The sequence below is a fragment of the Roseateles sp. L2-2 genome, assembly GCF_050613215.1.
Classification (GTDB): domain Bacteria; phylum Pseudomonadota; class Gammaproteobacteria; order Burkholderiales; family Burkholderiaceae_C; genus Roseateles; species Roseateles noduli.
Map to the genome: position 1 here is coordinate 4,183,943 of NZ_CP192509.1, position 26,337 is coordinate 4,210,279.

Sequence of the window (26,337 nt, forward strand, 5' to 3'; positions counted from 1 at the left end):
TGACTCCGCCATGCCTGGCGCGGGCACTCCAGGGTGCAGGGGGCATCGCGTCCGCGAACCCCCAGCACCCTTGCGGCCCCACTGGCGCTCGCTGACTGCGCACTCGCTGACTGCGCGCTCGTTGATTGCAGACTCAGGCGGGCGGGAGAGCCGGTGGCGGCAACACAGGCGGCAATGGCTGCGACATCGGCTGAGGTGCGCGCGAGAGCGGCATCGCCAGCTCCACCCGCAGCCCGCCCAGCGCGGTGCTGTGCCCCAGGCGCAGCGTGGCGCCATGGTCGTCGGCGATGCTGCGCACCAGCGCGAGACCCAGACCGCTGCCCGGCGCCTGCTGCGCCTGCGACTCGGAGCGGTAGAAACGGTCGAACACCCGCCCCCGCTCGGCGTCGGGAATGCCGGGACCGTCGTCCTCGACCACCAGCAACGCCTGGCCGCCGCTGCGCTCCAGGCTCAGGTCCACACGGCTGCGGCCGTACTTGATGCCGTTGTCGAGCAGGTTGCGCAGGAGCATCGTCAGCGCCTCGCGATGACCGTCGACCAGCACGGCGTCGCAGCGCTCCATGCCGAGGTCGATGCCGCGCCCTTGCGCCAGCGTCGCGCCGTCGATGACGGCGTCCCGGCACAACGCGTCCAGCGCGATGGGCTGCGCAGGCGCCTGCACCTTGGCGCTGTCCTGGCGCGCCAGCGCCAGCAGTTGCTCGATGAGGTGGGACGCGCGGTCGATGCCGAGGCCGAGCTTCTCCAGCGCCTGAGCGCGCGCGCCGTCGTCCGGCGCGCGGCGCACGGACTGCAGCTGGAGCTTCAGGGCCGCCAGCGGCGAGCGCAGTTCGTGGGCGGCGTCGGCGACGAAATGCTGCTGCTGCTCGAAGGCCTGCCGCACGCGGTCCAGCAGCGCGTTGAGTTCGGTGACCAGCGGCTGGACCTCGGCCGGCACGTCTTCCTCGTCCACCGGGGCCAGGTCTTGCGCCTTGCGGCGCGACAGTTGCTGGCGCACGCGCTCCAGCGGCGCCAGCGAGTGCGACACCACCCACCACACCACCAGCGCGAGCATGGGCAGCATGAGCGCGGTCGGCAGCACGGTGCGCCACGCGAGCTGCCCGGCCATGCGCTGCCGCACGGCGATGTCCTGGGCGACCTGCACGACCTGGAAACGTCCCTGCACGGCGAAGACACGATAGCGCTTGCCGCGCAACGCCACGTTGGAAAAGCCGAGGACCGCGCGCTGCGGCAGCCAGTCCGGGCCGGCCGACCGGTACAGCGGCGTGCCGTCCAGGCCCCACACCTGCACGATCAGGTCGATGCTCTGCTCCTCGCCGAGCGGCAGCGGCAGGCCGGTGCCCATGCCCGCGCGCAGCGACAGCGCCACCTGCTGCATCTGGTAGTCGAAGATCTCGTCCGTCTCCATCAGCGCATTGCGGTAGGCGCTCATGCCCTGCACGAGCGCACCGGTCAGCACCGCGCCCAGGAGGAACAGCAGCAGGCGGTAGCGCAACGAACTCGGCAGCAACTGGAGCCGCATCCGGCCGAGGCGCCCCAGGCTGTCGGTCCCGGGGTCCGTCTCCGTCTCCGGTTTCATCGCCGTCTTGATCTCGGGGGGCCGTTCCGGATCCACGCCCGGGTTCATTCCTTGGGCACGCGGTAGCCCACGCCGCGCACGTTCTGGATCAGCTCCGCGCCGAGCTTCTTGCGCAGGCCGTGGATGTAGACCTCCACGGCGTTGCTGCTGATCTCGTCCTTCCAGCCGTAGAGCTTCTCCTCGAGCTGCTGGCGCGAGAGCACCATGCCCGGACGTGCCAGAAGCGGCTCCAGCACCGCCCACTCGCGCTGCGACAGCGTGACCGGATGGCCGTTGGCCGTGACCTCGCGCGTGGCGGGATTGATGCTGACGCCCATGTGCTCGTAGACCGGCTCCGCGCGACCGGCAGCGCGTCGCAGCAGCGCGCGGATGCGGGCCAGGAGTTCGTCAAGCTCGAAGGGCTTGAGCACGTAGTCGTCCGCGCCGGCGTCCAGCCCGGCGACGCGCTGGGCGGTCGCGTCGCGCGCGGTGGCGATGAGCACCGGCACCGCCTGCTTGCGCCCGCGCAGCGCCTGCAGCACGCTCATGCCGTCGCGCTTGGGCAGGCCCAGGTCCAGGATCACCAGGTCGTAGGTCTGGGACTGCAGCGCGGTGTCGGCGATCTCGCCGTCGCGCACCCAGTCCACGGCATAACCCTCGGCGCGCAGCAGCTCGAGCAGCTGCTCGCCGATCATGAGGTCGTCTTCCACCAGCAGGAGTCGCATGGGCGCGATTGTGCACGCGGCGCCCGCCGTCGGTCAGCGCCTCATCGTCATCGGACACGCCCGCCGAGACATCGACGCAGCAGCCCGCCCAGCCCCGAACCCAACTTGTGGACGGCGCCGCGGACCTTGTCGCCGAACGTCCGCGGCGCGGCAAGTTCCGCCTGGATGAATTTCATCGCCTTGGTGAACCCCTCCGCCACTTGACGCTCGAGGGTCGGATCACAGGTACGGCCTCCGCTGGCGCGAACGCCCGCCTCTGGCGTTCGGGACGGCGGTGGCGCTGGCGCTGGCAGATCGCCAGCTTGCCGCCGGCGGCGCCGCTTCTCCTCCTCGATGTCGGGCAGCAACGCCGTGGAAGCGCGCAGCGCCTGGGCAGGCCGCAGCGGCAGCGGTCTGCCGTGCCGATCTTGCAGGATGCGCATCGGCACGGGACCCTTGAGGGTCGGCGCTGGTCGTCCGGTGAGACTGGGCCGCGGACGGCGAGGCGGTTTGGGCGGCGCTTTGGGCGGCGCTTTGGCGACGCGTTCGGCCGCCTCCGGGCGGCAACGCGGAGGTACCAACGCCAGGCGGTCCTGATCCCGATCCCGGGACGGCTGCTCGTCCTGCCGCACACCATCGCGGCGCAGCGCCGACGACGGACAGCAGATCTTCGGCGACGGCGGCAGGGTGGCCCAGTCGGCCTCCGCGTCCCACCCGCCAGGCGGCAGCACCGGTGCCCACATCACGCTGTATCCCTGGGTCATCTCCACCTTCCCGGATCGTCAACAGGCCCGATGGGTGCCGAAAGGCGGCCTGGGCGTTCACCGTTCGCCCGTCGACGATCCGACGGCCGGAAACCCGTCTGAGGCAAGCGGCAACCGGACCGAATCCATGACTACAATGCCGCCTGTCAGGAGAGAGTTCCCTCGCGGGAGCCGCCGAAGGCGCAGTGGCACTGGTGATCCCACGCTGCGAACGCTCAGGCAAAAGGACTGACGAAACGCTCGAGACATCGGGCGTCCTCACTGGAGAGAGACGGGGCGGACCTTGCGGTCGAGCCCGTCCACCGAAGGGGCAAGCCGCCGGTCAACCGCCGACGGCCAATCTCTCAGGTAAAGCGGACAGCGAGGGCATCTCCCCCACCTTGAGGTGACCGGCACGTGACCGGTTCACAGTCGGGGTGGTCATGACGAATGCCCTCGGAGCCAGACATGTCCGCCGATCAAGCCCTGAACACGCCCCTGCACAAGACCCCGCTGCACGCGCTCCACGTCGAACTCGGCGCCAAGATGGTGCCTTTCGCCGGCTACGACATGCCGGTGCAGTACCCCGCCGGCGTGATGGCGGAACACAAGCATGCGCGCGCCCAGGCCGGCCTGTTCGACGTGTCCCACATGGGCCAGGTGCTGCTGGTCGGCGACGACGCCGCCGCCGCGCTGGAGACGCTGGTCCCCGTCGACATCGTCGACCTCGGGATGTTCAAGCAGCGCTACGCGCTCTTCACCGCCGACGACGGCGGCATCCTCGACGACCTGATGGTCGCGCGCCGCACCGACGGATTGTTCGTCGTGGTCAACGCCGGCTGCCGCGACCAGGACATCGCCCACATGCAGAAGCACCTGTCGGGCCGCTGCGAAGTGCGCCCGCTGCCGGACCAGGCGCTGCTGGCGCTGCAAGGCCCGCAGGCGGTGACGGCCCTGTCGCGCCTGAACGCCGACGTCGCCAAGCTGGTCTTCATGACCGGCGGCTTCTTCGAACTGGACGGCATCCCCACCTTCGTGACCCGTTCGGGCTACACCGGCGAAGACGGCTACGAGATCTCGGTGCCCGCCGACCGCTCGGTGGAATTGGCCCGCAAGCTGCTGGCGCAGCCCGAAGTGATGCCCATCGGCCTGGGGGCGCGCGACTCGCTGCGCCTGGAAGCCGGCCTGTGCCTGTACGGCCATGACATCGACACCACCACCACCCCGGTCGAAGCCTCGCTGACCTGGGCGATCCAGAAGGTGCGTCGCGCAGGCGGCGCCCGCGCTGGCGGGTACCCGGGTGCGGCGGTCATCGACAAGCAGTTCGCCGAAGGCGCCGCCCGCAAGCGCGTGGGCCTGGTGAGCTCGGAACGCATGCCGGTGCGCGAGGGCGCCAAGCTCGTCAACGCCGACGGCGCCGAGATCGGCGTCGTCACCAGCGGCACGCTGGGCCCGACGGTCGGCAAGCCGGTGGCCCTGGCCTACGTGCAGACGCCCTACGCCGCGCTGGGCACGGAACTCTTCGCCGAAGTGCGCGGCAAGCGCACCCCGATGACGGTCTCTTCCACGCCGTTCACGCCCAACGGATACTTCCGCGGCTGATCCCCGTTTCCGGGTCGCACCGGGTCGTACCGGATCGTGCGGCACCACGCGGCATCACGTTTCTCCCTTTCAACCTTCAGCAACCATCAGGTAGCACGGAGCCTCTCCATGAGCATCAAGTACACGTCCGACCACGAGTGGGTCGACACCACCGACGGCATCGCCACCGTGGGCATCACGGTCCATGCGCAGGACGCGCTGGGCGACGTCGTGTTCGTGGACCTGCCCGACGTCGGCAAGTCCTTCGCCGCCAAGGAAGTGGCCGGCGTGGTCGAGTCGGTCAAGGCCGCCGCCGACGTCTACGCGCCGGTCTCCGGCGAGATCGTGGAAGTCAACGAAGCCCTGCGCGACGACCCGTCGCTGGCCAACACCGACCCGCTGAAGGCCGGCTGGTTCTTCAAGGTCAAGCTGTCCAACCCGTCCGAGCTCGACGCTCTGATGGATACGACGGCCTACGACGAGTTGGTCAAGAACTCGTAATCGTCGACCTCCTGCGCGCGCGGCCTCGCCAAGTCCAGTTGCCACGCCACGGCCGCTGGCCCTCACCCCTGCCCTCTCCCGCAAGCGGGAGAGGGAGTCCGTGACCGAGCCTTGCGCTGCAAAGAAATTTCATCTCCAGGATCGCCCCGCCATGTCCGCCCTGCCCTCGTTCGCCGAACTTGAGAACGCTTCCGAGTTCCACGCCCGTCACATCGGCCCCGACGCCCATGACGAGACGCTGATGCTCTCGGCCATCGGCGCCGCGTCGCGCGCCGCGCTGATCGACGCCATCGTCCCGGCCGCCATCAAGCGCGCCGCGAAGATGGACCTGCCGGACGCCGTGACCGAGTCGCAGGCGCTGGCCGAACTCAAGACGATCGCGGGCCGGAACCAGATCCTGAAGAGCTTCATCGGCCAGGGCTACCACGGCACCCTCACGCCGGGCGTGATCCTGCGCAACATCCTCGAGAACCCCGCCTGGTACACGGCCTACACGCCCTACCAGGCCGAGATTTCGCAGGGCCGCATGGAAGCGCTGGTCAACTTCCAGACCATGGTCTGCGACCTGACCGGCATGGCCATCGCCAACGCCTCGATGCTGGACGAGGCCACCGCCGCCGCCGAAGGCATGACGCTGGCCGCCCGCATGGGCAAGAGCAAGAGCCAGGTGTTCTTCGTCGCCGACGACGTGCTGCCGCAGACGCTGGAAGTCGTGCGCACGCGCGCCGAGCCGCTGGGCATCACCGTGCAGGTCGGCAAGGCCGAGGACGCCGGCAAGACCGAATGCTTCGGCGCGCTGGTGCAGTACCCCGGCGTGACCGGCGTGGTGCGCCCGCTGCAGGCGATCGCCGACGCGGTGCACGCGCAGGGCGGCCTGCTGGTCGCCGCCGCCGACCTGCTGGCGCTGACGCTGATCGCGTCGCCGGGCGAGCAAGGCGCCGACATCGCCGTGGGCACCACGCAGCGCTTCGGCATGCCCATGGGCGCCGGCGGCCCGCACGCCGCCTACATGGCCTGCCGCGACGAGTTCAAGCGCTCGCTGCCGGGCCGCCTGGTCGGCGTGTCCGTCGACTCGCACGGCAAGCCCGCCTACCGCCTGTCGCTGCAGACCCGCGAGCAGCACATCCGCCGCGAGAAGGCCACCTCCAACATCTGTACCGCGCAGGTGCTGCCGGCCGTCGTGGCCAGCATGTACGCGGTCTATCACGGCCCGCAAGGCCTCAAGCGCATCGCGCAACGCGTCGCCGCCTACGCCGCCGTGCTGGCGCAGGGCCTGAAGGCGCTGGGCCTGACGCTGGTCCACGAGAGCTCGTTCGACACGCTGCACGTGAAGACCGGCGCGCACACCGGCCCGGTGCTGGCCGCCGCCGTCGCCGCGGGCATGAACCTGCGCCGCGCGAGCGAGGACAGCATCAGCCTGACGCTCGACGAGACGACCACCCGCGCCGACGTCCAGGCGCTGCTGACGGTCTTCGCCGAAGGCAAGCCGGTCGCGGACGCGTTCGCGAACGCCTCTGCCGCATCGCCGACCACGCTGATCCCCGCGGCCCAGTCGCGCACCAGCGCCTACCTGACGCACCCGATCTTCAACATCCACCACTCCGAGACGGAGATGCTGCGCTACATCCGCCTGCTGTCCGACAAGGACCTGGCGCTGGACCGCAGCATGATCCCGCTGGGCTCGTGCACGATGAAGCTGAACGCGACCAGCGAGATGATCCCCATCACCTGGCCGGAGTTCGCGCAGGTGCATCCGTTCGCGCCGCAGAGCCAGCTGCAGGGCTACGCGCAGCTCGACCAGCAGCTCACCGCCTGGCTGTGCCAGGCGACCGGCTACGCGGGCGTCTCGCTGCAGCCCAACGCCGGCTCGCAGGGCGAGTACGCCGGCCTGCTGATCATCAAGGCCTGGCACGAGTCGCGCGGCGACGCGCATCGCAAGATCTGCCTGATCCCGGAATCGGCGCACGGCACCAACCCGGCGTCGGCGCAGATGGTGGGCATGCAGGTCGTGGTCACCAAGTGCGACAAGGAAGGCAACATCGACCTGGCCGACCTGAAGGCCAAGTGCGAGCAGCACAGCGCCAACCTGGCCGCGATCATGATCACCTACCCCTCGACGTACGGCGTGTTCGACACGCACGTCAAGGAGATCTGCGCGCTGGTGCATGAACACGGCGGCCGCGTGTACGTCGACGGCGCCAACATGAACGCGCTGGTCGGCATCGCCGCGCCGGGCCAGTTCGGCGGCGACGTGTCCCACCTGAACCTGCACAAGACCTTCTGCATCCCGCACGGCGGCGGCGGCCCGGGCGTCGGCCCGGTCTGCGTGGTCGAGGACCTCGTGCCCTTCCTGCCGGCGCACCGCGCGGCCGGCCTGGGCGAGAAGACCGCCATCGGCGCCGTCTCCGCCGCGCCGCTGGGCAACGCGGCCGTGCTGCCGATCTCGTGGATGTACATCCGCATGATGGGCGAGGTCGGCCTCAAGGCCGCGACCGAGACCGCCATCCTGTCGGCCAACTACGTCGCCGCGCGCCTGTCCGACCACTACGACATCCACTTCAGCGGCAACATCGACGGCGTCAAGGGCGGCGGCGTGGCCCACGAGTGCATCCTGGACCTGCGTCCGCTGAAGGACAGCTCGGGCATCTCCGCCGAAGACGTCGCCAAGCGCCTGATCGATTACGGCTTCCACGCGCCGACACTGTCGTTCCCGGTCGCGGGCACGCTGATGGTCGAGCCGACCGAGAGCGAATCGAAGTTCGAGCTGGACCGCTTCATCGCCGCGATGATCCAGATCCGCGAAGAAATCGCGAAGGTCGAATCGGGCGCCTGGTCCAAGACGGACAACCCGCTGGTCAATGCGCCGCACACGGCCGAAAGCCTGCTCAAGACCGAGTGGGCCCACGGCTACAGCCGCGACGACGCCGCCTACCCGGTGCCGGCACTGCGCCACGTGAAGTACTGGTCGCCGGTCGGCCGCGTGGACAACGTCTACGGCGACCGCAACCTGGTCTGCTCCTGCCCGCCGCTGTCGGCTTACGCCGACGAGTGATCAGGGTGATCGAGGAGGCCGCTGACGCGGCCTTCTTTTTGGCCTAGTTTCCATCCAGGCCGTCCGACCCCGCGCGTCACGAGCGACGCGGGCGGGCGTTCCACATCCGCAAGAGCCACCCACGAGGTCCGCCATGGCAGTCTCCGTCTTCGACCTGTTCAAGATCGGCATCGGGCCGTCGAGCTCGCACACCGTCGGTCCGATGCGCGCCGCGCGCATGTTCGTGCAGCGCCTGCGGCATGAGGGCGTGCTCGATCGCACCGTGCGCGTGGCAACGGCGCTGTACGGCTCGCTCGGTGCAACCGGCAAGGGCCACGGCTCCGACAAGGCCGTGCTGCTCGGTCTGGCCGGGCACGAGCCCGACACCGTCGACATCGAGGCCATCCCCGGCATCCTCGAGGGCATCCGCAACGACAAGCGCATCGCCCTCGGCGGCGACCACGTCGTGGCCTTCGACGAAGCGCGCGACCTCGTCATGTACCGCCGCCAGAGCCTGCCGCTGCACGCCAACGGCATGCGCCTGATCGCCTACGACGCCGAAGGCCTCGAGATCCAGAACCGCGTGTACTACTCCGTGGGCGGCGGCTTCGTCGTCAGCGAGGAAGTGCTGGCCGACGGCAGCAAGCAGAAGCAGATCGCGCCGGACACCACCGTGCTGCCCTACCCCTTCAAGTCGGGCGCGGAGCTGCTCGAACTCACGGAGAAGGAAGGCTGCTCGATCGCGGAGATCATGCGCCGCAACGAGCGCCACTGGCGCACCGACGAGGAGACCCGCGCCGGCCTGCTGAAGATCTGGCACGTGATGCAGGAATGCGTCCAGCGCGGCTGCCGCACCGAAGGCATCCTGCCCGGCGGCTTCAAGGTGAAGCGCCGCTCGGCCGCGCTGTACCGCGACCTGGTCGCGCATCCCGAGGCCGCGCTGCGCGATCCGCTGCAGGTGATGGACTGGGTCAACCTCTACGCACTGGCGGTGAATGAGGAGAACGCCGCCGGCGGTCGCGTCGTGACGGCGCCGACCAACGGCGCGGCCGGCATCGTGCCGGCGGTGCTGCACTACTACGCGCGCTTCGTGCACTCGGCCAACGAGGACGGCATCGTCGACTTCCTGCTGACCGCCGCGGCGATCGGCATCCTCTACAAGGAGAACGCGTCGATCTCCGGCGCGGAAGTGGGCTGCCAGGGCGAGGTGGGCGTGGCCTGCTCGATGGCGGCGGCCGCGTTGTGCGCGGTGATGGGCGGCACGCCGGCGCAGACGGAGAACGCGGCCGAGATCGGCATGGAGCACCACCTGGGGCTGACCTGCGATCCGGTGGGCGGCCTCGTGCAGATCCCCTGCATCGAGCGCAACGCGATCGCGTCGGTGAAGGCCATCAACGCCGCGCGCATGGCGCTGCGCGGCGACGGCACGCACCACGTGAGCCTGGACAAGGTCATCAAGACCATGCGCGAGACCGGCGCCGACATGATGACCAAATACAAGGAGACCGCCCGGGGCGGTCTCGCGGTGAATATTGTCGAGTGCTGACACGCCGCCGACGTGTCAGAGGGGGAGGCCGATTCGCGTGCCCCGGCGGTACTGCTGGCCGGGATCAATCGCGAGTCAGGCGGCGAAAGCTGTCAGCACTCGAGCAAACGGTCGGTCCCGGGGTCTGCCCTGACGGCACGAGATCGGGACCGGGGTCGGATCAGCCTCAGTAGCTGATCGTCACGGTGACGGTGTCGGTGTAGCTGCCCGGCACGACGCTGGCCAGCGACGGGATGCGGCCGTAGACCGACAGCGACTGGGCCGAGCCCGTGCCGGTGCCGTTCTTGGCGGTGGACGACGAGGTGCCGTCGCCCCAGACCGAGCTGCGACCCGAGTCCAGATAGAGCTGATACCCCAGCGTGTCGGAGCCGCTCTTCATCGTGCGGCTGGTGAAGTTGGTCGCGCCGCCGGCGTTCGCGCCGGCGTTCAGCGCCACCGTGTACGGCGTCGTGTTGGAGCAGGTGACAGTCAGGGTGGACGTGGCGTCCAGCGGCGTGCCGGCGACCAGCGGGTCGATGGCGGAGCCGAAGTTCAGGTTGGAACCGGACACCGTGCAGGAGCTCGTGATCGTGGCCGTCACCGGGAAGGTGTTGGTCACCGGCGTGGCGCCGCGGGCTTCCTGGACCGCGCTGAACAGCAGGCCGGCGCCGATGGCCAGGCTGCTGAGCAGCATCGCGCTCTTGAAGCCGCTGTTGCGTTCCGCCCGGATCGCTTTGAGGTACTTGGTGGTGCTCATGTGGTGTCCCCCTGTTGATGGAACGAATCTTCCGTTTCAGGGCGTTTCCGCGGCAGACAGGCTTGCCGCATCGCGCGGTGCAGCGATGTCGGCAGGCCGTGTAGGCAATCGACCGACAGCTGACAGCCGGTGGCAGCACGGCGCGCGGACCAGGCGAACGGCACTGGCGAGGCCCCCTCGCCCGCTGCTAAAAACGCGTCCGTGTCGATTTCACGAAGGCCCGTCCGTCGTGAGGACGGACACCCTCCGATCGACGACGAACCCCTTCCTTCCATGACATCCCACCTTGATCCGAAACGGCGCCGCTGGCTGGCGCTCGGCGTGCTCTGCCTGGGCGTGCTGATGATCGTGCTGGACACGACCATCGTGAACGTGGCGCTGCCCTCGATCCGCGCCGACCTGCGGTTCACCGAGACCTCGCTGGTCTGGGTCGTCAACGCCTACATGCTGACCTTTGGCGGCTTCATGCTGCTGGGCGGACGCCTGGGCGACCTGTACGGCCACCGGCGCATGTTCCTGGCGGGGCTGGCGCTGTTCACCGTCGCGTCGGCGGCCTGCGGGCTGGCGCACACGCAGGCGTTGCTGATCGCGGCGCGCGCCGTGCAGGGACTGGGCGGCGCGGTGGTGTCGGCGATCTCGCTGTCGCTGATCATGAACATGTTCACGGAGCCCGGCGAGCGCGCCAAGGCGATGGGCGTCTACGGCTTCGTGTGCGCGGGCGGCGGCAGCATCGGCGTGCTGCTCGGCGGTCTGCTGACCAGCGCGCTGAGCTGGCACTGGATCTTCCTGGTGAACCTGCCGATCGGTGCGGTCGTGATCGGCCTGTGCCTGTGGCTGATCGAACGCGGCGGTCCGACGGCGCCCGACGAGACGCTGGACTGGGCCGGCGCGGTGACCGTCACGCTGTCGCTGATGCTGGCGGTGTACGCGGTGGTCAACGGCAACGAGGCGGGCTGGCTGTCGCCGAGCACGCTGGGGTTGCTCGGGACCGCGGTGGCGCTGCTGATCGTGTTCCTCGTGCTGGAGACGAAGGTGGCGCATCCGTTGATGCCGCTGTCGCTGTTCCGGCTGCGATCGGTGGCGGTGTCCAACGTGATCGGCGTGCTGTGGGCCGCGGCGATGTTCGCGTGGTTCTTCCTGTCGGCGCTCTACATGCAGCTCGTGCTGGGCTACGACGCGATGCACGTAGGGTTGGGTTTCCTGCCGGCCAATCTCATCATGGCGGCCTTCTCCGTGGGCCTGTCGGCCAAGCTCGTCATGAAGCTGGGCCTGCGCAAGCCGCTGTGCGGCGGACTGCTGCTGGCGGCGCTGGGCCTGGCGCTGTTCGCGCGAGCTCCGGCGGACGGCGGCTTCTGGCTGGACGTGCTGCCGGGCATGCTGCTGCTGGGACTGGGCGCGGGCGTCGCGTTCAACCCGGTGCTGCTCGCGGCGATGAGCGAGGTCGCGCCCAGCGAGTCCGGCCTGGCCTCGGGCGTGGTGAACACGTCCTTCATGATGGGCGGCTCCCTCGGGCTGGCGGTGCTGGCCAGCCTGGCCGCCGCGCGCACGGCGGAACTGGGTGCGCTGGGCGCCGCGATGCCGGCGGCGCTGGCGGGCGGCTATCGCGTGGCGTTCGCGGTCGGGGCCGTCTTCGCGGCGTCGGGAGGATTGCTGGCGCTGCTGCTGCGAGAACCCGCTCCGCAGGCCGGCGCGACAGCGCCGGTGGCGCATCCGGGCTGAGCGCTCATCGGCCCTGGCGCGTCCCCTCGCCTCTCCCGGTCACTTGTCCAGCATCGGCCACACGTACTTCACCGGCACCGCGTAGGTGATGCCGCTGGGCGCGCTGAGTGCCGATTCGCGGGTGCCCTTGAGCACCACCATGTTGATGACGCCCACGACCTTGCCGGTGCGGATGTCCAGCAGCGGTCCGCCGCTGTTGCCCGGATAGGCCGTCGCGTCCAGCTGCAGGAACTCCATCGCGCCGTCGCGCAGCTGCCGCACGGCGCGCTCGGAGAGCGTGTTCGAGGTCGGCGCCGGCAGCGCCGCGCGCGTGAGCGCGGCCACGGTGCCGCGGTGCGTCGCCATCGTCACGCCCAGCGCGGTTCCGATCGGATAACCCATCAGCGCCACGGCGGCGCCCTCGCGCACCGCCGGCCGGTCGCCGTCGACTTCCGCCAGCGACAGCACGTCGACAAGCGCGCCCTTGTCGTCGGCCAGTTCCAGGATCGCCAGGTCACGCGCCGTGTCGCGACGCAGCAGCTTCACGGCCCGCATCTGCGGCTGGCCGGACGCATTGCCCGATGCGCCGCCCGACGCAGGCGCGGTGATCATCAGGTCTTTCTCGATCGGATTCGGGATCACATGCGCGCAGGTCACGATGCGTCGCCCGTCGCCGACCGCGAAGCCGGTCCCGCGGAAACCGAAGCGCGGGTTGTCCGTCGCCGCGAAGGTTCCCACCGCCACCACCGCCTGCCGGCTGCGGTCGATCAGGTCGGGCAAGGTATTGGGCATCTCCTGCGCGCGCGCCGGGGCGGCCGTGCCGAGCAGGCCGACCAGGCCCAGGGCACCGCCGGCGCCCAGCGCCAGCAGCTCGCGGCGATCAACGATCGGATCTGCCTTCGGATCGAACTTCTGATCGAACTTCGGGGTCAATTTCTGATCGGTACTGCGACTCATGCGGCGAGGTCTTTCGTCGTGTTGCCCATCTCCAGCGTGGAGACGAAGTTGCGCCAATGGCGGTCGGGTTCGTCGATGCGGAAGCCGTAGAAGCTGCCCTGCTCGGTGTCCTTGCGCCGCACCGCGCGCGCGGTGACGTGCGCGGTCTCGTTGTGGCCGAGCTCGATCTCCACGGTGCCGTCCTGGTTCAGCGGCAGGTCGTGGTCGCACTCGGCCTGGAAGCCGTGCGCCGACACCTCGATCACGTCCAGGTCGAAGTGGCCCAGCTGGCTCTCGTTGGCGGCGCGGATGTCGAGGTGCCCCGGGCAGCGGATCGAATAACGCGGGTACTGCCGCAGCGAGCGGCCCAGGTCCTGCCCGCCGCCGCTGAGCATGGGCAGCACGTCGCGGAACGGCGCGTCCTCGCGATACACCGACCACAGCAGCGCCTTCTTGCGGTCGTCCATGGTGGCGAACACGGGCACGGCGCGGTTGAAGAAATGGTCGAGCAACGCCGGCGTCATGACCGGGTCGTTGGTCGTGTGGAAGCGGCGCTCCGGCAGCCGGATGTTGGGCAGCCGGTGGCGGAAGAAGTAGTGGTGCAGGTTCTTCTCGGGCCGGCGGCCGCGGTAGCGGCGCTCGAACAGCGCATCGGCCTCGTGCAGGTCCAGCGTCGCGCCGACCGCCGGCGCGCCGTTGGCGAAGTCGTACTCCGCCACCGTCTGCTCGCGCAGCCGGGTGAAGGACAGCAGCGCCTCGTAGAGCTCGATCTTGTCGGGGTTCACGGCGATCACCAGGTGCCGGGTGTCGAAGTACTCGGTGCAGTACTGGTGCATGAACTTCATCAGCGGGAACAGGATCGCCCCGCCGGTCTTGCGGAACGCCGGCGCCACCGCCAGCGCCGAGATCTCCGCGACCTTGCCGCCCTTGGCGCGCACGCCTTCGAGGTCGAAGACCGATTGCAACGGGAAGCCGAAGACGCCCTCGCGCACCATCGAGATCGTGCCCACGACCTGGCCGTCGTACTTGGCGCAGAGGGTCGTGGTCGTCGGCAGCGCGTGGTAGATGGTCACGCGCAGGCCGCTGGGGTCGGGCTTCATGAAGCCGCTGCCGACGTAGGCGTCGTGCAGGATGCGGAAGCAGGCGTCGAGCTCCTCCTGCGTGTCCGCGACCTTGAGCTCCAGCCGCTCCGACGGCGCCGGATCGCAGTCCACCATGCGCCGGTAGACCGCGAAGCGCATCGGCTTGGGCAGCGAGGAGAACAGCCGCCGCAGCCCCTGGTGGAGCCGCTTGCGCAGGCTGGATCGTCGAATCTGGCTCATGACCGTCCCCTCCCCGGGCGCGGTGGTGCCACCGTCACGCGGTCCGCGCGGCGATCGATCTGGGGATCGGACGCCTCAACGGATCGCGGCCTGCAGCTTGCGCACCTCGGCTTGTTGCTCGTAATTCGGTCCCAGGTCCGCCAGGCGCTTGAGTTCCGCCTCGGCCTCGCCCTTGTTGCCGCCGGCCACGTACAGCTGCGCCAGGCGCAGCCGGTACGCGGGCACGGTCGGCGCCTGCTTCACGGCGTCCTTCTGCACCTCGATGGCCCTGGCGTTCTGGCCCTTGGCGGCGAGCGCCTCGGCCAGCGTGTCCAGGTAAGGCGGCACATTGGGACGGAGCTTGTTCGCTTGCTCGGCAAATTTCAAGCCCTCGTCCGCCTTGCCGGCCCGCAGGCGCAGCCAGGCGATGTTGTTGGCCGCCGCCGCGTTGTCCGGATTGGCCGCCAGCACCGCCTGATAGCGCTGTTCCGCCTCAGCATAACGGCCGGCGTTCAGCGCCACGTCGCCCAGGTGATACGTGAAGAGCTCGTCCGACTTGAACTTGCCGAGGTAGGTCGCGGCCCAGCGCTCGGCCTCGTCCTTCTTGCCGGACTCGATCAGCACGCTGTGCAGCGCGATCGCGAGCTCGGTGTTGGGCGCCGTCGCGCCGGCGTCGTTCGCCATCTGGTCGGCCTTGCGGTAGGCCGCGATCGCCGCCGGCGCGTCCTTGCGCGCGCGGGCGATGTCGCCTTCGAGCTTCCAGCCGAGGCCGAACTTCGGCTGCGCCGTCTGGAGCCCCTTGGCCGTCGTCAGCGCGAGATCCGGCAGGCCGAGCTGCAGCGCCTTGTCGACCACCTTGCGGGCCAGCTCGCCGTCGCCGGGGGCGATGGCCTGGGCGCGCTTGAGCGCCGCGGTCGCCGAGGCCTTGTCGCCCGACTGCGCGTAGGCGTCCGCCAGACGCAGCGGGCCCAGCGGCGAGCGCGGCTGCAGCGTCGCGACCTTGTTGAAGCTGCTGATCGCCTGCTGCCGGTCGCCGGTGGCGGCCTGCACCTGGCCCAGCAGGTCGATCAGCGAGGGGTTGTCCGGGCTCGCCGTCACGCCTTCCTGCGCCAGCGACAGGGCCGTCTTGAAGTCCTTCTTCTCCATCAGCAGGCCGACCGCCGCCTGGCGCGGCGTCGCGTCTTCCGGATGCTGCTTGGCGAGCTCGGTCAGGCGTTTGGCCGCCGCGTCCTTGTCGATCAGCTGATGGGTCAGCTTCAGGCCCAGGATGGCCATCTCGGCGCGCAGGTTCTTGGGATCGGCCTTGAGCACGACCTCGTAGCGCTTGACGGCGTCCGCGACCTTGCGGTCCTGCAGGTCCTGCGCCGCGAGGCTGTTGGCCGCGGTCATCGACCCCGGATCGCGTTTGACGGCCTCCTCGAAATTGGACCGCGCGCCCGCGCGGTCGCCGCGCAGCAGCGCCAGACGGCCGCGCAGTTCGGCCGGCGTCGCCGACTTGGGATCCTTCTTCTCCAGCGTCGCGATGGCCTGCGATGCGCCGTCGCTGTCCTTCTTGCGCGCCAGCACGCTGATCAGCGCGATGTCGGCCACGGTGCCCTTGTCCTCGGCGGCCAGTTGGCGCAGTGCGGCCAGGCCGGCGGCCTCCTGGCCTTTCTGGATCTGGTTGAGGGCCAGACCCACGCGGCTGCGCACGTCGTTCGGATTGGCTTCGGCGGCGCGCGCCAGGAAGCGTTCCGCCTCGGCGCCCTGCCCCTGCTTGAGGCGGATCTCGGCGGCCAGCGCCAGCGCCTCCGACGAGGTGAGCTTGGTGTCCAGCGCCGGCTGCAAGGTCGCCATCGCCTGGTCGGCGTCGCCGCCGCGCAGTTGCAGCTGCGCCAGTGCGACGCGCGCCGGCTGGGTCTCGGGCGAGGACTGGATGATCTTGCTGTACTGCGATTCGGCCTGGCGGAAGTCGCCGTTGGCCTGCGCCACGCGGCCGGCCAGGAACAGCGCGCGCTCGTTGTTCGGCGCCACCTTCAGCAGCGCCTGCGTGAGGTCGGTCGCCTCCTTCACCTGCCCTGCGTCCATCGCGAACACGGCGGCGTAGTAGAAAGTCTGCGGATGCTGCGGCGCGGCCGCCTTCATCGCGGCGACGGCCTCCTTGGCCGCGGCCTTGTCGCCGGTGCGCATCAGCTGATTGATCAGGCCGGCATGCGCGCCGACCAGCTTCTTGTCGATCTCCAGCGCCTTGCGGAAGCTCGCGACGGATTCCGCCGACGGGGCCTCGGCCAGCACCTGCAGCTCGCCCTTGAGCTGCCAGGCCTCGGCGGACTGCGGCGACTTGGCGAGCAGCTCGTCGACCGCGGCACGTGCCTCCGGCAGCTTGCCCTCGCTGGTCAGCAGACGCACGTTGACCAGTCGCGCCGCCGAGTTGTCGGGCGCCACGCGCAGCGCGGCGTCCGCCGCCTTGCGCGCTTCCGGCAGCTTCTGCTTGGCGACATAGGCGCCGACCAGCGTCATCTGCAGGTCAGCCTCGTCGGCCGCGTTCTGCAGGTGGGTGGTGCCGTACTGGCCGAGCAGCTCGTCGACCTTGCCCTGCATCAGGAGCAGCCGCGCCTGCAGCGCGACCAGCGCGTCGCCGCCGAAGCCCTGCGTCTTGGCCTTCTCGGCCTCGATGGTGGCGCCGGCGACGTCGCCGCTGTCCAGCAGCGCCTTGGCCAGCAGGTAACGCGCCTCCGCCAGCGTCTCGTCCTTCTGCAGCGCGTTCTTGAGCTGGATGATCGCGGCCTTGTTGTCGCGCTTCTCCAGGTGCCCCTTGGCGGACTTCACCAGGTCCTGCGCCGACTCGCCGAAGCAGCCGGCCAGCAGCAGCGCCGAGCCCAGCGCGAGCGCGGTGGCGCCGCGTCGCAGCGTGCGACGACCGTCGCGGGTCGGGGCGTCGGCCTCCCCGCCGAACGCAACAGTCAGGGGTCCGGACATCTTGGTGTTCTCAGGCTTGCGGGACATGCGTCGTCTCTTTCGCTGTCGGGTGATGCTTGGGTTGATTCGCGGGTATCCGTGGAGTGGCCGCGGCGTGTCGATGCTCAGGCCTTGACGCCGAGGCGGGCCATCAGGTCGTACAGCGTCGGCCGGCTGACGCCGAGCAGGTCGGCGGCCTTGGCGATGTTGCCGTCCGTGCGGGACAGCGCGGCCACGACGGCCTGGCGCTCGGCGCGCTCGCGCACGGCGCGCAGGTCGAGTTCCGAGCCGTCCGCCGGCACGTCGGCGCCCGCGGGCACCGGCAGGTTGAGGTCGTCGGCGGTGATGCGTTCGCCGTCGGCCATGATGGACGCGCGCTTCATGACGTTCTGCAGCTCGCGCACGTTGCCCGGCCAGCGGTGGGCCTCGACGGCGCGGATCGCGTCGTCGGCCAGGCGCAGGATGGGACGGCGCTGCTCCGAGGAGAAGCGGCGCAGGAAGGCGTGGCTCAGCAACACCGCGTCGCCGGCGCGATCGCGCAGCGGCGGGATGTCCACGACGATCTCGGCGAGCCGGTAGAACAGGTCTTCGCGGAACAGGCCCTGCTCGATCTTGGCCTTCAGGTCCTGGTGCGTCGCGCCGACGATGCGCACGTCGACCGCGATCTCCTGACGGCCGCCGAGGCGCTCGATGCTGCGCTCCTGCAGGAAGCGCAGCAGCTTGGCCTGCAGGGGCATCGGCAGATCGCCGATTTCATCGAGCATCAGCGTGCCGCCGTGGGCCGTCTCGATCTTGCCGACCGTGGTCTTGGTCGCGCCGGTGAAGGCGCCGCGCTCGTAGCCGAACAGCTCGCTTTCGAGCAGCGCCTCGGGGATCGCCGCGCAGTTGATCGCGACGAAGCGGCCCTTGCGCTTGGAGGCGTCGTGCAGCGACTGTGCCAGCACTTCCTTGCCGGTGCCGCTCTCGCCCAGCAGCAGCACGGTCGCGTCGCTGCCGGCCACGCGCTCGACGGTGCGGCAGATGCGCTGCATCTGCGCGTCGCGCGTGAGCAGCTTGCCGGTGGGCTCGCCGTCCTGCTGCGTCAGCAGGCGCTGGTTCTCCTGCTGCAGCTCGTGCAAGCGCATCGCGCGCTCCACCGTCAGCACCAGCACGTCCGGATCGACCGGCTTGGCCAGGAAGTCGTACGCGCCCATGCGGATCGCGCGCAGCGCGTTGGACTGGTCGTTCTGGCCGGTCAGCACGATGACCTTGGTGCCGGGCTCGAGCTCGATCAGCTTCTCCAGCAGCTTGAAACCTTCCGACGTCGAATCCTGGTCGGGCGGCAAGCCCAGATCCATCGTGACGACGGGCGGCTTGTGCCGGCGGAACTGCAGCACGGCGCTGGCGACGTCGTCGGCGGTGACGGACTCGAAGCGGTCCATCGACCACTTCAGCTGCTTCTGCAGGGCGAGGTCGTCCTCGACGATCAGCAGCGAAGGCGGTTGTGCACTCATCGTGCCTCCACCAGGCCGGCGTCGCTGCCCGACTGGGCAAAGAACAGCGGCAGCAGGATGGTGACCTTGGTGCCTCTTCCAGGCGCGCTTTCCACGTTGATCTTTCCTCCGAGTTCCTGCAGATACTGGTAGCTCTCGTAGGCGCCGATGCCCATGCCCGCCGCCTTCGTCGTCTGGAACGGCTTGAACAGCCGTTGATCGATGAACTCCTGCGACATGCCGCAGCCAGTATCTTCCACTTCCACCTGCGCGTGGCTGCCCACGCGCTGCAATCGCAAGGTCACGCGGCCGTCGATCGGCGTCGCGTCCAGCGCGTTCTGCACGACGTGGCCGAGCACGCGTTCGATGCGCTCCTCATGGCCGCGTGCGCTGACCTCGTCGCGCAACTCCAGCTCCAGCGCGCGGCCCTTGCTCACGGCCGCCGCGGCCAGCCGCCGCGCGATCGCCGTCAGCGCCACGCCGCCGGCGCTGCCGTGATGCGGCTTGTCGCCCTCGCGCAATTGCAGCATCAGCTGGCGCATCTTCTCCAGCGAGTTTTCCACCGTGTCCAGCATGTCCTGCTGGAACTCCGGGTTGTCCCGCAGGCGCTTGGCGTTCTTCATCATCAGCGAGAGCTGGGTGACGATGTTCTTGAGGTCGTGCACGACGAAGGCCGACATGCGGTTGAAGGCCTCGAACTTGCGCGCTTCCAGCAACGCCTCCGCGGCCTGCATCTGCGCGAGGTAACTGGCCGCCTGCTGGGCGGCGGTGCGCAGCAGATCGCGCACTTCCCAGTTCAGCTCCAGCCGCGTGCGCGGCTGGCCCAGGATCACCCAGCCCGTCAGCACGCCGGCGTTGAGCAGCGGGATCAGCAGCCAATGACGCGCATCGCCGGCGATCGCCGCGGGCAGCGGCGCATGTTCGTAGGCGGCCGGGCTCTGTCGCCACTCGTCGAGGTCGACGATCCACGCGCGTTCCTGCAGCAGGCGCAGCAGCGGCTCGTCGGCCGTGAGCGGCTGGCGGTCGTCGTTGAGGTTCCAGCGCGCCGCCTGCTGGTAGTCCGTGCCGGCCGTCGTCGCCGGCGCGCGGCGCAGCCACAGCGCGCCGCCAGGGCTCTCCACCAGATGCGCCAGGCCGCGGATCACCGATTCGCCCAGCTCCGCCGGCGACGCGCTGGCCGACAGCATCGCGGTGAAGCGCAGCCATTCCTGACGATAGTCGTAGCGGTAGCTGAAGAAATGCTTGCTGATGTAGACGCGCAGCTTCGCGCGCAACGAGCCCGACAAGCCCATCGTCAGCAGCACCAGCACGCCCACCGCGAGCAGCACCTGCTGCAGCGCGCGGCCCCATTCGCCGCCGGTGTAGCGCACGTAGTAGCCGATGCCGGACACGCCGAGCAGGTACACGCCGACGATCAGCAGCGTCGCGGAATGGAAGGCCGCGGTGCGCGAGACATGGAGCTTGTCCAGCCACTTCTTGTGGCGGCGGCTGGCCAGCCACAACAGCGGCACGGCGAGGCTGTGCACGGCCGCGCGCACGCTCAGGGCGTCGCCGTCGAACTGCGCGAACAGCGAGGCCTGCGAGTACACGAACACGTCGAACGCGAAGACCGCGCCCAGGCCCAGGCTCACCGGCTTGGCGTTCCAGCGCGCGTCGCTGTCGATGTTGCGCAGCATCTGCTCGATCAGCACCAGCCCGAACACACCCAGGCCCAGCCAGGCCATCGTCATGGGGCGCTGCATCTCCGCCAGCGGCGCTTCGCCCCAGTAGCGCCACAGCGGCAGCGCCACGGCCGCGGCCACGCCGGCCCACGCCAGCCACTGCAGCGGCCGGGCGACGCCGGCGCTGCGCGCCTGGCCGTCGTCGTCGCGCGATTCGATCAGCGCCAGGATGAAGGAGAACCACGCGCCGTAGCGCAGCGCGTCGCAGATGGGGAGGAGCACCAGCGCGGGCCACTGGTGGCTGCCGAGCCAGCCCTGCTCGGCCGCGGCATCAAGGCCGGCCCACAGGGCGGTGAGCAGCAGGGCCGCCTGCAGCCGCAGCGCGCGGCGCCGGTGCTGGCCGAACTGGGGCAGCACCACGACCGCCAGGGCCAGATGCGCGAATACCGCGACGATCCCCGACGCGGCGCCGAGGCTCAGGGTGTCGGTCCACATGGATCAATGTCCCGGCGCGAACGCCGCGAGCAGGATCGTCGGGCGCGGGGACCGGACGCCGGGAGCGGGACGCTCCGCCGTCGCGCTCAGCGCGCCCCCCGGCCCGTCAGGACCACCGCCACCGTCTCGAGCATGATCAGCAGGTCGAGGAACAGCGTGTGGTTCTTGACGTAGTACAGGTCGTACTGGAGCTTCTCCAGCGAGTCCTCGATGGTCGAGCCGTATTCGTAGCGGACCTGCGCCCAGCCGGTCACGCCCGGCTTCACGCTGTGACGCACGGCGTAGTACGGGATCTGCGCGACCAGCTCGTCGACGAAGAACGGACGTTCCGGACGCGGGCCGACCATGCTCATCTCGCCGCGCAGCACGTTGATCAGCTGCGGCAGCTCGTCGATGCGGACCTTGCGGATGAAGTTGCCGACGCGCGTGACGCGGGCGTCGTTCTTGGTCGCCCACTGGGGACGACCGTCCTTCTCGGCGTCGTTGCGCATGCTGCGGAACTTGATCACCTTGAAGGTCGCACCGTTCAGGCCGACGCGTTCCTGCGTGTAGAAGATGCCGCCGGGCGATTCCAGCTTGATGAGCAGCGCGGTGACCGCCATGATCGGCGCGGTCGCCACCAGCAGCAGCAGCGAGGACACCAGGTCGAAGGCGCGCTTGACGGCGCTGCGCAGCACGCCCTGGTTGAAGCCGTCGCCGAAGATCAGCCAGCCGGCGTGCACGTGGCTGATCTTGATCTGGGCCAGCGTCTTCTCGAAGTAGGTGGCCAGGTCCACGACGCGGATGCCGTAGAGCTTGCAGTCCAGCAGCTGGCGCAGCGGCATGCTGCCGCCGCGGCGCTCGGACAGGGCCACGACGATCTCGTCCACGCCCAGGCGCATGGCGGCGTCGGTGAGGCTCTCGGCGGCCAGCAGTTCATGCGCGGGGACCTGCGGATCGACCTCGTTCGGGCCGGGCAGGAAACCGACGATCTGCGCGTGCGGATCGGCGGCGCGCAGGCTGTCGCTGACGGCCAGGGCGGCATGGCCGCTGCCGAAGATCAGGATCTTGGTCCGGCCGGCGCCCTGCGCGCCGGAATGCGCGGCGTACACACGGTGCACCATGACCAGTGCGACGGCCAGCATGGCGGTCGTGGTCAGCAGGTCGCGGTGGGAGACGGTCGCGGGGATCAGGCTGAACAGGCCGTAGGCCAGCGGCAGGCCGATCAGCAGCGCGAAGAGCGCGCGGGCGCAGGACTGCGTCAGCGAGCGCTTGTGGGATTGGGAGTAGAGGCCGGACGCGGAGTTGATGACGAACATGCCGCCGGCGAGGGAGAGTCCGTACGACGCGGCGAAGCTCACCATGTGCTCGCCGCTGCCCTGGCTCAACGCGACCGCGAACACCGCCGCCACGATCAGGCCCAGGTCGAACAGCACCTGAACCAGGGTACGACGATGAAGGTAATGGTTGAAAATTCGAATCATGCCCGTCCCCAAAGCTGGTCACGGCATCCTCTTGGGATGCTGTCGCCGACCCGGGTGAACCTCTCAGGACCGCTCGTCGCGGACACTGCTTCCGCCCGAGGAAGCCCCATCCGCTGCGGGGGGCATCATGCCTCCCACCCCCAGGCTTGAAAGCCCCCTGTTTGCAGGGGCGTCCGCCTTGCAATCCGGCTCGGTTGAACCCGTCTCGCCGACCGCCGCCGGATCCCCGAATCGACCCTGCAGCACGCTGACGGGGGCCATTGTCTGTAGGCCCAGTTAGGTGCAAACCCCCTGACTGAATGCTTTGAGGGGCTCTCGTGTGGGAATGCACGTGAGTGAGGGGGTGACCCCTCGATCAGGGGACAGCCGGGTGTCGTGCCGACGTCGTCCTGTCAGAGAGGGAACGTGAAGGAATGACGACAACGCGGGACGAAAAAAAACGCCCACCGGAGTGGGCGTCTTGTGGCGCGGGTGACCTTGGTGACTTCCGGAGTCCTTCGAAGGAAGGACCCGGGGTCCGACGGACGTCCCGACCGGTGGATCAGCGCACGACGGCGAGCTGCTCGCGGTTGCCGCCCTTGTAGGTGTACAGGGTCAGCGCGCCGTTCTTGATGTCGCCCTTGGCGTCGAACGCGATCGTGCCGGTCACGCCCTTGAAGTCGGCCGTCTTGGCCAGCACCGGCAGGTAGACCTTCGGATCGGCGGACTTGGCCTTGACCATGGCGTCGACCATCACGTTGACCGCGTCATAGACGTACGGGGCGTAGATCTGCACCTCGACCTTGTACTTGTCCTTGAACTTGGCCTTGAAGGCGTCCAGCGACTTCTTCGACTCGCCTTCCACGCCGCCCGCTTCCGCGCAGACGACCTGGCTGTCGGAGATCGTGCCGGCCGACAGCTTGGGCAGTTCGGCCGTGCAGATGCCGTCGCCGCCCATGAACTTGGCTTCGATGCCCAGCTGCTTCATCTGGCGCAGCATCGGGCCGGCCACGGCGTCCATGCCGCCGAAGAAGACGACGTCGGGCTTCTTGCCCTTCAGGGAGGTCAGGATGGCGGTGAAGTCCGTGGCCTTGTCGTTGGTGAATTCGCGACCGACGACCTTGCCGCCGGCGGCCTTGACGCCCTTCTCGAACTCGTCGGCGACGCCCTGGCCGTAGGCGGTGCGGTCGTCGATGACGGCGATGGACTTGCCCTTCAGCGAGGTCACCGCGTACTTGCCCAGCGTGCCGCCCAGGTGCACGTCGTCGGCCACGACGCGGAACGCCGTCTTGTAGCCGTTGCGGGTGTACTTGGGGTTGGTCGCCGACGGCGAGATCTGCGGGATGCCGGCGTCGCTGTAGATCTTGGACGCGGGGATGGTCGTGCCGGAGTTCAGGTGGCCGATCACGCCGTTGACCTTGGAGTCGACCAGCTTCTGGGCGGCCGCGGTGCCTTGCTTCGGATCGCCGGCGTCGTCTTCGGCCAGCAGCTCGAACTTGACCTTCTTGCCGCCGATCGTCACGCCCTTGGCGTTCAGCTCGTCGATGGCCATCTTGGCGCCCAGTTCATTGTCCTTGCCCAGGTGCGCGATGGCGCCGCTGGTCGGACCCACGTGGCCGATCTTGACCACCGCATCCTGCGCCAGGGCGGCGCCGCTTGCGGCAATGGCGATTGCGCCCACGATCACATTCAGCTTGGATTGCATCTAGGAACCTCCGACTCGGGATATGTGGAATGACGTTGAGTTCTCAACGCGAGCGACCATACCCCGAAAGACGGAAGCGTTTCCATAGTGAAAATGCTGTGAACGCAGTCACGGCGCAGGCGTTGTCGCGCCCCTGTCACCGGGGCAAACCCGGATGGTTTTCGCAGGAGTGCGACGGCGTGCACACAGGCCGCACGCGGAGTGCGGTTTTCCGCCCAGCCGATCCTCGGCGAGCCGGTCCGACGCCCTGTCCATGGGCTTCGCGGCACCACGGCGGCGCGAGGCGGCACCCGCTTGGCGCAGCCGTCGTCCAGCGAAGGAATGACAGGAATCGGTCGGCTCAGGCCGACATCACGTGGTGATTCAGCGTCAGGCCGAGCGCCTTGTAGGCCTTGAATCGTCCGCGTCCCGCGGCGACCTGCTCGGCGTCGGCGGAGACCAGTTCCAGCACGCGCTCGAAACGCTCGAGGCCGGGCGGCACGCCGGGCTCGAAATTCAGCAAGACCTGGCACCCGGCCAGCGCGTCGAGCTGGTCCGAGAGCAGGATCGGGGTGCGGTCCCGCAGCGCGGCCGGCGTGTCGGCACGCAGCAGCAGGTGGGGGAGGAACTCGCCGGGCTCGAAGGTCCAGAGCGTCTGGTCCAGACGCTCCAGCAGGCGCATCGGTCCCCAGACCCCGACGGTCAGCCCCGCCGCCTGCGTCTTGCGCAGCAGGCGGCAGGCGTAGACCTGGCGGTCGGGCACGCCGGTATAGAAGTTGACTTCCGTCACCGGCCCTGCCCTCGCGACTTCAGCTTCAGCTTTCCGGGAACGCCGACGACGTTCAGCGGACCTGCGACAGCACGAAGTGCGTCAGCAGACCGACCGGACGGCCGGTGGCGCCCTTGGCGCCGCCGCCCTTCCAGGCGGTGCCGGCGATGTCCAGGTGACCCCAGCGGTACTTGGACGCGAAGCGCTGCAGGAACTTGGCGGCGGTGATGGAACCGCCCTCGCGACCGGCGACGTTGGCGACGTCGGCGAAGTTGGTCTTCAGGCCGTCGGCGTAGTCGTCGTCCAGCGGCAGGCGCCAGCACGGGTCCAGCGCCGTCTCGCCGGCGGCGCTCAGCGCGGCGGCCAGTTCATCGTCGCTGGCATACATGCCCGAACGCACGCCGCCCAGCGCGATCACGCAGGCGCCGGTCAGCGTCGCGACGTCGACCACGGCTGCGGGCTTGAAGCGCTCGGCGTAGGTCAGCGCGTCGCACAGGATCAGGCGACCTTCGGCGTCCGTGTTCAGGATCTCGATGGTCTGGCCGGACATGGAGGTCACCACGTCGCCCGGCTTGACCGCGCGGCCGCTGGGCATGTTCTCGCAGGCGGCGATCAGCACGACCAGGTTGATCTTGGGCTTGAGCTCGACCACGGCGCGCAGCGTGCCCAGCACGGAGGCGGCGCCGCCCATGTCGAACTTCATCTCGTCCATGCCGGCGCCCGGCTTCAGCGAGATGCCGCCCGAGTCGAAGGTGATGCCCTTGCCGACCAGCACCACCGGCGCCTGCGTCTTGGCGGCACCTTCGTACTTGGCGACGATGAAACGCGGCGGCACGTCGGAGCCCTTGGCCACGGACAGGAAGGAGCCCATGCCCAGCTTCTCGATGCCCTTCTGGTCCAGGACCTCGACCTTGATGCCGTGGCTCTTGGCCAGGGCCTTGGTCTGGTCGGCCAGGTAGGCCGGCGTGGCGACGTTGGGCGGCAGGTTGGCGCATTCGCGCGCGACGGCGATGCCGGCGCCGATGGCCTGGCCGCGGGTCAGGCCGGCCTTGACCGCCTTCACGTCGTCCTTGCCGTGCAGCAGGGCGATCTTCGTCAGTTTCGACGCGGCGGGCGCGCTCGGCTTGGTCTCGCGGTAGACGTAGGTCGCTTCCTGGGCGGCGAGCACGGTCTGCTCGGCCAGGGACTCGGTCAGCTCTGCGCCGAAACCGACGTAGGCCACCGAGGCGCCGACGGCGCCCTTGCCCTTGAGCTGGCCCAGCGCGGCGCCCAACGCGGTGCGGGCGGCCTTCAGCGACGCGCCGCTGCCGGCGACGACCAGTCTGGGGGCCTTCAGGCCGGCGGGGCGGACCAGGGACAAGACCTGACCCGCCTTCAGCTCGAAGTCGCCGAGCTTGACGGCATCCTTGACCAGGGCGGCGACGGTCTTGTCGAGCGAGGCCGGCAGGCTGTCGCCCGCGACCACCAGCACGAGGGCGTCAGCGCCGTGCGACGACAGGGCGTCGAGGGAAACGAGCTGAGAGCGGAAGTCCATAATGCCGAGAA

General features: G+C 69.4%; 18 protein-coding genes and 2 riboswitches. Of the genes, 5 read left to right on the top strand and 13 right to left on the bottom strand.

What is annotated here, in order from left to right:
* Positions 1 to 133: 133 nt before the first annotated feature.
* Genes ACQZ13_RS18755 through ACQZ13_RS18765 form a run of 3 tightly spaced genes read right to left on the bottom strand, consistent with a single transcriptional unit; the run spans position 134 to position 3,029 of the window.
* A complete protein-coding gene (locus tag ACQZ13_RS18755; RefSeq protein ID WP_431047025.1) occupies positions 134 to 1,576 on the bottom strand; it encodes an ATP-binding protein in 1,443 nt (480 codons plus the stop codon).
* A gap of 44 nt (positions 1,577 to 1,620) precedes the next feature.
* A complete protein-coding gene (locus tag ACQZ13_RS18760; protein ID WP_088408195.1) occupies positions 1,621 to 2,280 on the bottom strand; it encodes a response regulator in 660 nt (219 codons plus the stop codon).
* 47 nt (positions 2,281 to 2,327) lie between these two features.
* Positions 2,328 to 3,029 (bottom strand): hypothetical protein, encoded by a 702-nt coding sequence (locus ACQZ13_RS18765; protein WP_431047027.1) that lies wholly within the window; start codon positions 3,027 to 3,029, stop codon positions 2,328 to 2,330.
* 131 nt (positions 3,030 to 3,160) lie between these two features.
* A riboswitch (glycine riboswitch) is annotated at positions 3,161 to 3,264 on the top strand.
* Between the two features lie 10 nt (positions 3,265 to 3,274).
* A riboswitch (glycine riboswitch) is annotated at positions 3,275 to 3,394 on the top strand.
* Between the two features lie 76 nt (positions 3,395 to 3,470).
* Here ACQZ13_RS18765 and gcvT point away from each other — a divergent pair.
* From gcvT to ACQZ13_RS18785, 4 genes are all read left to right on the top strand, one after another.
* Positions 3,471 to 4,604 (top strand): glycine cleavage system aminomethyltransferase GcvT, encoded by a 1,134-nt coding sequence (gene gcvT / locus ACQZ13_RS18770; RefSeq protein WP_431047029.1) that lies wholly within the window; start codon positions 3,471 to 3,473, stop codon positions 4,602 to 4,604.
* Positions 4,605 to 4,712: 108 nt separating this feature from the next.
* A complete protein-coding gene (gene gcvH, locus ACQZ13_RS18775; protein ID WP_431047031.1) occupies positions 4,713 to 5,084 on the top strand; it encodes a glycine cleavage system protein GcvH in 372 nt (123 codons plus the stop codon).
* A gap of 151 nt (positions 5,085 to 5,235) precedes the next feature.
* Entirely contained in the window at positions 5,236 to 8,136 is a 2,901-nt protein-coding gene (gene gcvP / locus ACQZ13_RS18780) for an aminomethyl-transferring glycine dehydrogenase (protein WP_431047033.1), read from the top strand.
* A gap of 133 nt (positions 8,137 to 8,269) precedes the next feature.
* On the top strand, positions 8,270 to 9,661 hold the full coding sequence (locus tag ACQZ13_RS18785; protein ID WP_431047035.1) for an L-serine ammonia-lyase: 1,392 nt from the start codon (positions 8,270 to 8,272) through the stop codon (positions 9,659 to 9,661).
* A 166-nt stretch (positions 9,662 to 9,827) separates the two neighbouring features.
* Here ACQZ13_RS18785 and ACQZ13_RS18790 read toward each other — a convergent pair whose 3' ends face one another.
* A complete protein-coding gene (locus ACQZ13_RS18790) occupies positions 9,828 to 10,397 on the bottom strand; it encodes a Csu type fimbrial protein (RefSeq protein WP_431047037.1) in 570 nt (189 codons plus the stop codon).
* Between the two features lie 273 nt (positions 10,398 to 10,670).
* Here ACQZ13_RS18790 and ACQZ13_RS18795 point away from each other — a divergent pair, with 273 nt between their 5' ends.
* Positions 10,671 to 12,116 (top strand): DHA2 family efflux MFS transporter permease subunit, encoded by a 1,446-nt coding sequence (locus ACQZ13_RS18795; RefSeq protein ID WP_431047039.1) that lies wholly within the window; start codon positions 10,671 to 10,673, stop codon positions 12,114 to 12,116.
* Between the two features lie 39 nt (positions 12,117 to 12,155).
* On the opposite strand, the gene ACQZ13_RS18800 is transcribed toward ACQZ13_RS18795, so the two are convergent.
* The 9 genes from ACQZ13_RS18800 to ACQZ13_RS18840 form a co-directional block, all read right to left on the bottom strand.
* A complete protein-coding gene (locus ACQZ13_RS18800; protein WP_431047041.1) occupies positions 12,156 to 13,052 on the bottom strand; it encodes a S1 family peptidase in 897 nt (298 codons plus the stop codon).
* Entirely contained in the window at positions 13,049 to 14,353 is a 1,305-nt protein-coding gene (locus ACQZ13_RS18805) for a GNAT family N-acetyltransferase (protein WP_431047043.1), read from the bottom strand. Before ACQZ13_RS18805 ends, ACQZ13_RS18800 begins: the two co-directional genes overlap by 4 nt.
* Positions 14,354 to 14,428: 75 nt before the next feature.
* Complete coding sequence (prsT, locus tag ACQZ13_RS18810) at positions 14,429 to 17,317, bottom strand: XrtA/PEP-CTERM system TPR-repeat protein PrsT (protein ID WP_431047045.1); 2,889 nt, start codon at positions 17,315 to 17,317, stop codon at positions 14,429 to 14,431.
* Between the two features lie 77 nt (positions 17,318 to 17,394).
* Complete coding sequence (gene prsR, locus ACQZ13_RS18815) at positions 17,395 to 18,762, bottom strand: PEP-CTERM-box response regulator transcription factor (protein ID WP_088408206.1); 1,368 nt, start codon at positions 18,760 to 18,762, stop codon at positions 17,395 to 17,397.
* Complete coding sequence (gene prsK / locus ACQZ13_RS18820) at positions 18,759 to 20,897, bottom strand: XrtA/PEP-CTERM system histidine kinase PrsK (RefSeq protein ID WP_431047047.1); 2,139 nt, start codon at positions 20,895 to 20,897, stop codon at positions 18,759 to 18,761. The genes prsR and prsK overlap by 4 nt, the downstream gene beginning before the upstream one ends.
* Positions 20,898 to 20,983: 86 nt before the next feature.
* Positions 20,984 to 22,360 (bottom strand): TIGR03013 family XrtA/PEP-CTERM system glycosyltransferase, encoded by a 1,377-nt coding sequence (locus ACQZ13_RS18825; protein WP_088408208.1) that lies wholly within the window; start codon positions 22,358 to 22,360, stop codon positions 20,984 to 20,986.
* Between the two features lie 541 nt (positions 22,361 to 22,901).
* A complete protein-coding gene (locus ACQZ13_RS18830) occupies positions 22,902 to 24,044 on the bottom strand; it encodes a branched-chain amino acid ABC transporter substrate-binding protein (RefSeq protein ID WP_088408209.1) in 1,143 nt (380 codons plus the stop codon).
* 340 nt (positions 24,045 to 24,384) lie between these two features.
* Positions 24,385 to 24,813, bottom strand: a complete 429-nt coding sequence (locus tag ACQZ13_RS18835) for a DNA polymerase III subunit chi (RefSeq protein WP_431047050.1) — start codon at positions 24,811 to 24,813, stop codon at positions 24,385 to 24,387.
* A gap of 52 nt (positions 24,814 to 24,865) precedes the next feature.
* Positions 24,866 to 26,326, bottom strand: coding sequence for a leucyl aminopeptidase (locus ACQZ13_RS18840; RefSeq protein WP_431047052.1), 1,461 nt, complete (start codon positions 26,324 to 26,326; stop codon positions 24,866 to 24,868).
* Positions 26,327 to 26,337 lie beyond the last annotated feature (11 nt).

What these genes read in the sequence shown, in the direction of transcription:
- ACQZ13_RS18790 (WP_431047037.1), bottom strand. Translation starts at nt 10,397, where the DNA reads ATGAGCACCACCAAGTACCTCAAAGCGATCCGGGCGGAACGCAACAGC.
- prsT (WP_431047045.1), bottom strand. Translation starts at nt 17,317, where the DNA reads ATGTCCCGCAAGCCTGAGAACACCAAGATGTCCGGACCCCTGACTGTT.
- ACQZ13_RS18825 (WP_088408208.1), bottom strand. Translation starts at nt 22,360, where the DNA reads ATGATTCGAATTTTCAACCATTACCTTCATCGTCGTACCCTGGTTCAG.
- ACQZ13_RS18785 (WP_431047035.1), top strand. Translation starts at nt 8,270, where the DNA reads ATGGCAGTCTCCGTCTTCGACCTGTTCAAGATCGGCATCGGGCCGTCG.
- ACQZ13_RS18830 (WP_088408209.1), bottom strand. Translation starts at nt 24,044, where the DNA reads ATGCAATCCAAGCTGAATGTGATCGTGGGCGCAATCGCCATTGCCGCA.
- ACQZ13_RS18840 (WP_431047052.1), bottom strand. Translation starts at nt 26,326, where the DNA reads ATGGACTTCCGCTCTCAGCTCGTTTCCCTCGACGCCCTGTCGTCGCAC.
- prsK (WP_431047047.1), bottom strand. Translation starts at nt 20,897, where the DNA reads ATGTGGACCGACACCCTGAGCCTCGGCGCCGCGTCGGGGATCGTCGCG.
- gcvT (WP_431047029.1), top strand. Translation starts at nt 3,471, where the DNA reads ATGTCCGCCGATCAAGCCCTGAACACGCCCCTGCACAAGACCCCGCTG.
- gcvH (WP_431047031.1), top strand. Translation starts at nt 4,713, where the DNA reads ATGAGCATCAAGTACACGTCCGACCACGAGTGGGTCGACACCACCGAC.
- ACQZ13_RS18800 (WP_431047041.1), bottom strand. Translation starts at nt 13,052, where the DNA reads ATGAGTCGCAGTACCGATCAGAAATTGACCCCGAAGTTCGATCAGAAG.
- ACQZ13_RS18755 (WP_431047025.1), bottom strand. Translation starts at nt 1,576, where the DNA reads ATGAAACCGGAGACGGAGACGGACCCCGGGACCGACAGCCTGGGGCGC.
- gcvP (WP_431047033.1), top strand. Translation starts at nt 5,236, where the DNA reads ATGTCCGCCCTGCCCTCGTTCGCCGAACTTGAGAACGCTTCCGAGTTC.
- ACQZ13_RS18805 (WP_431047043.1), bottom strand. Translation starts at nt 14,353, where the DNA reads ATGAGCCAGATTCGACGATCCAGCCTGCGCAAGCGGCTCCACCAGGGG.
- ACQZ13_RS18795 (WP_431047039.1), top strand. Translation starts at nt 10,671, where the DNA reads ATGACATCCCACCTTGATCCGAAACGGCGCCGCTGGCTGGCGCTCGGC.
- prsR (WP_088408206.1), bottom strand. Translation starts at nt 18,762, where the DNA reads ATGAGTGCACAACCGCCTTCGCTGCTGATCGTCGAGGACGACCTCGCC.
- ACQZ13_RS18760 (WP_088408195.1), bottom strand. Translation starts at nt 2,280, where the DNA reads ATGCGACTCCTGCTGGTGGAAGACGACCTCATGATCGGCGAGCAGCTG.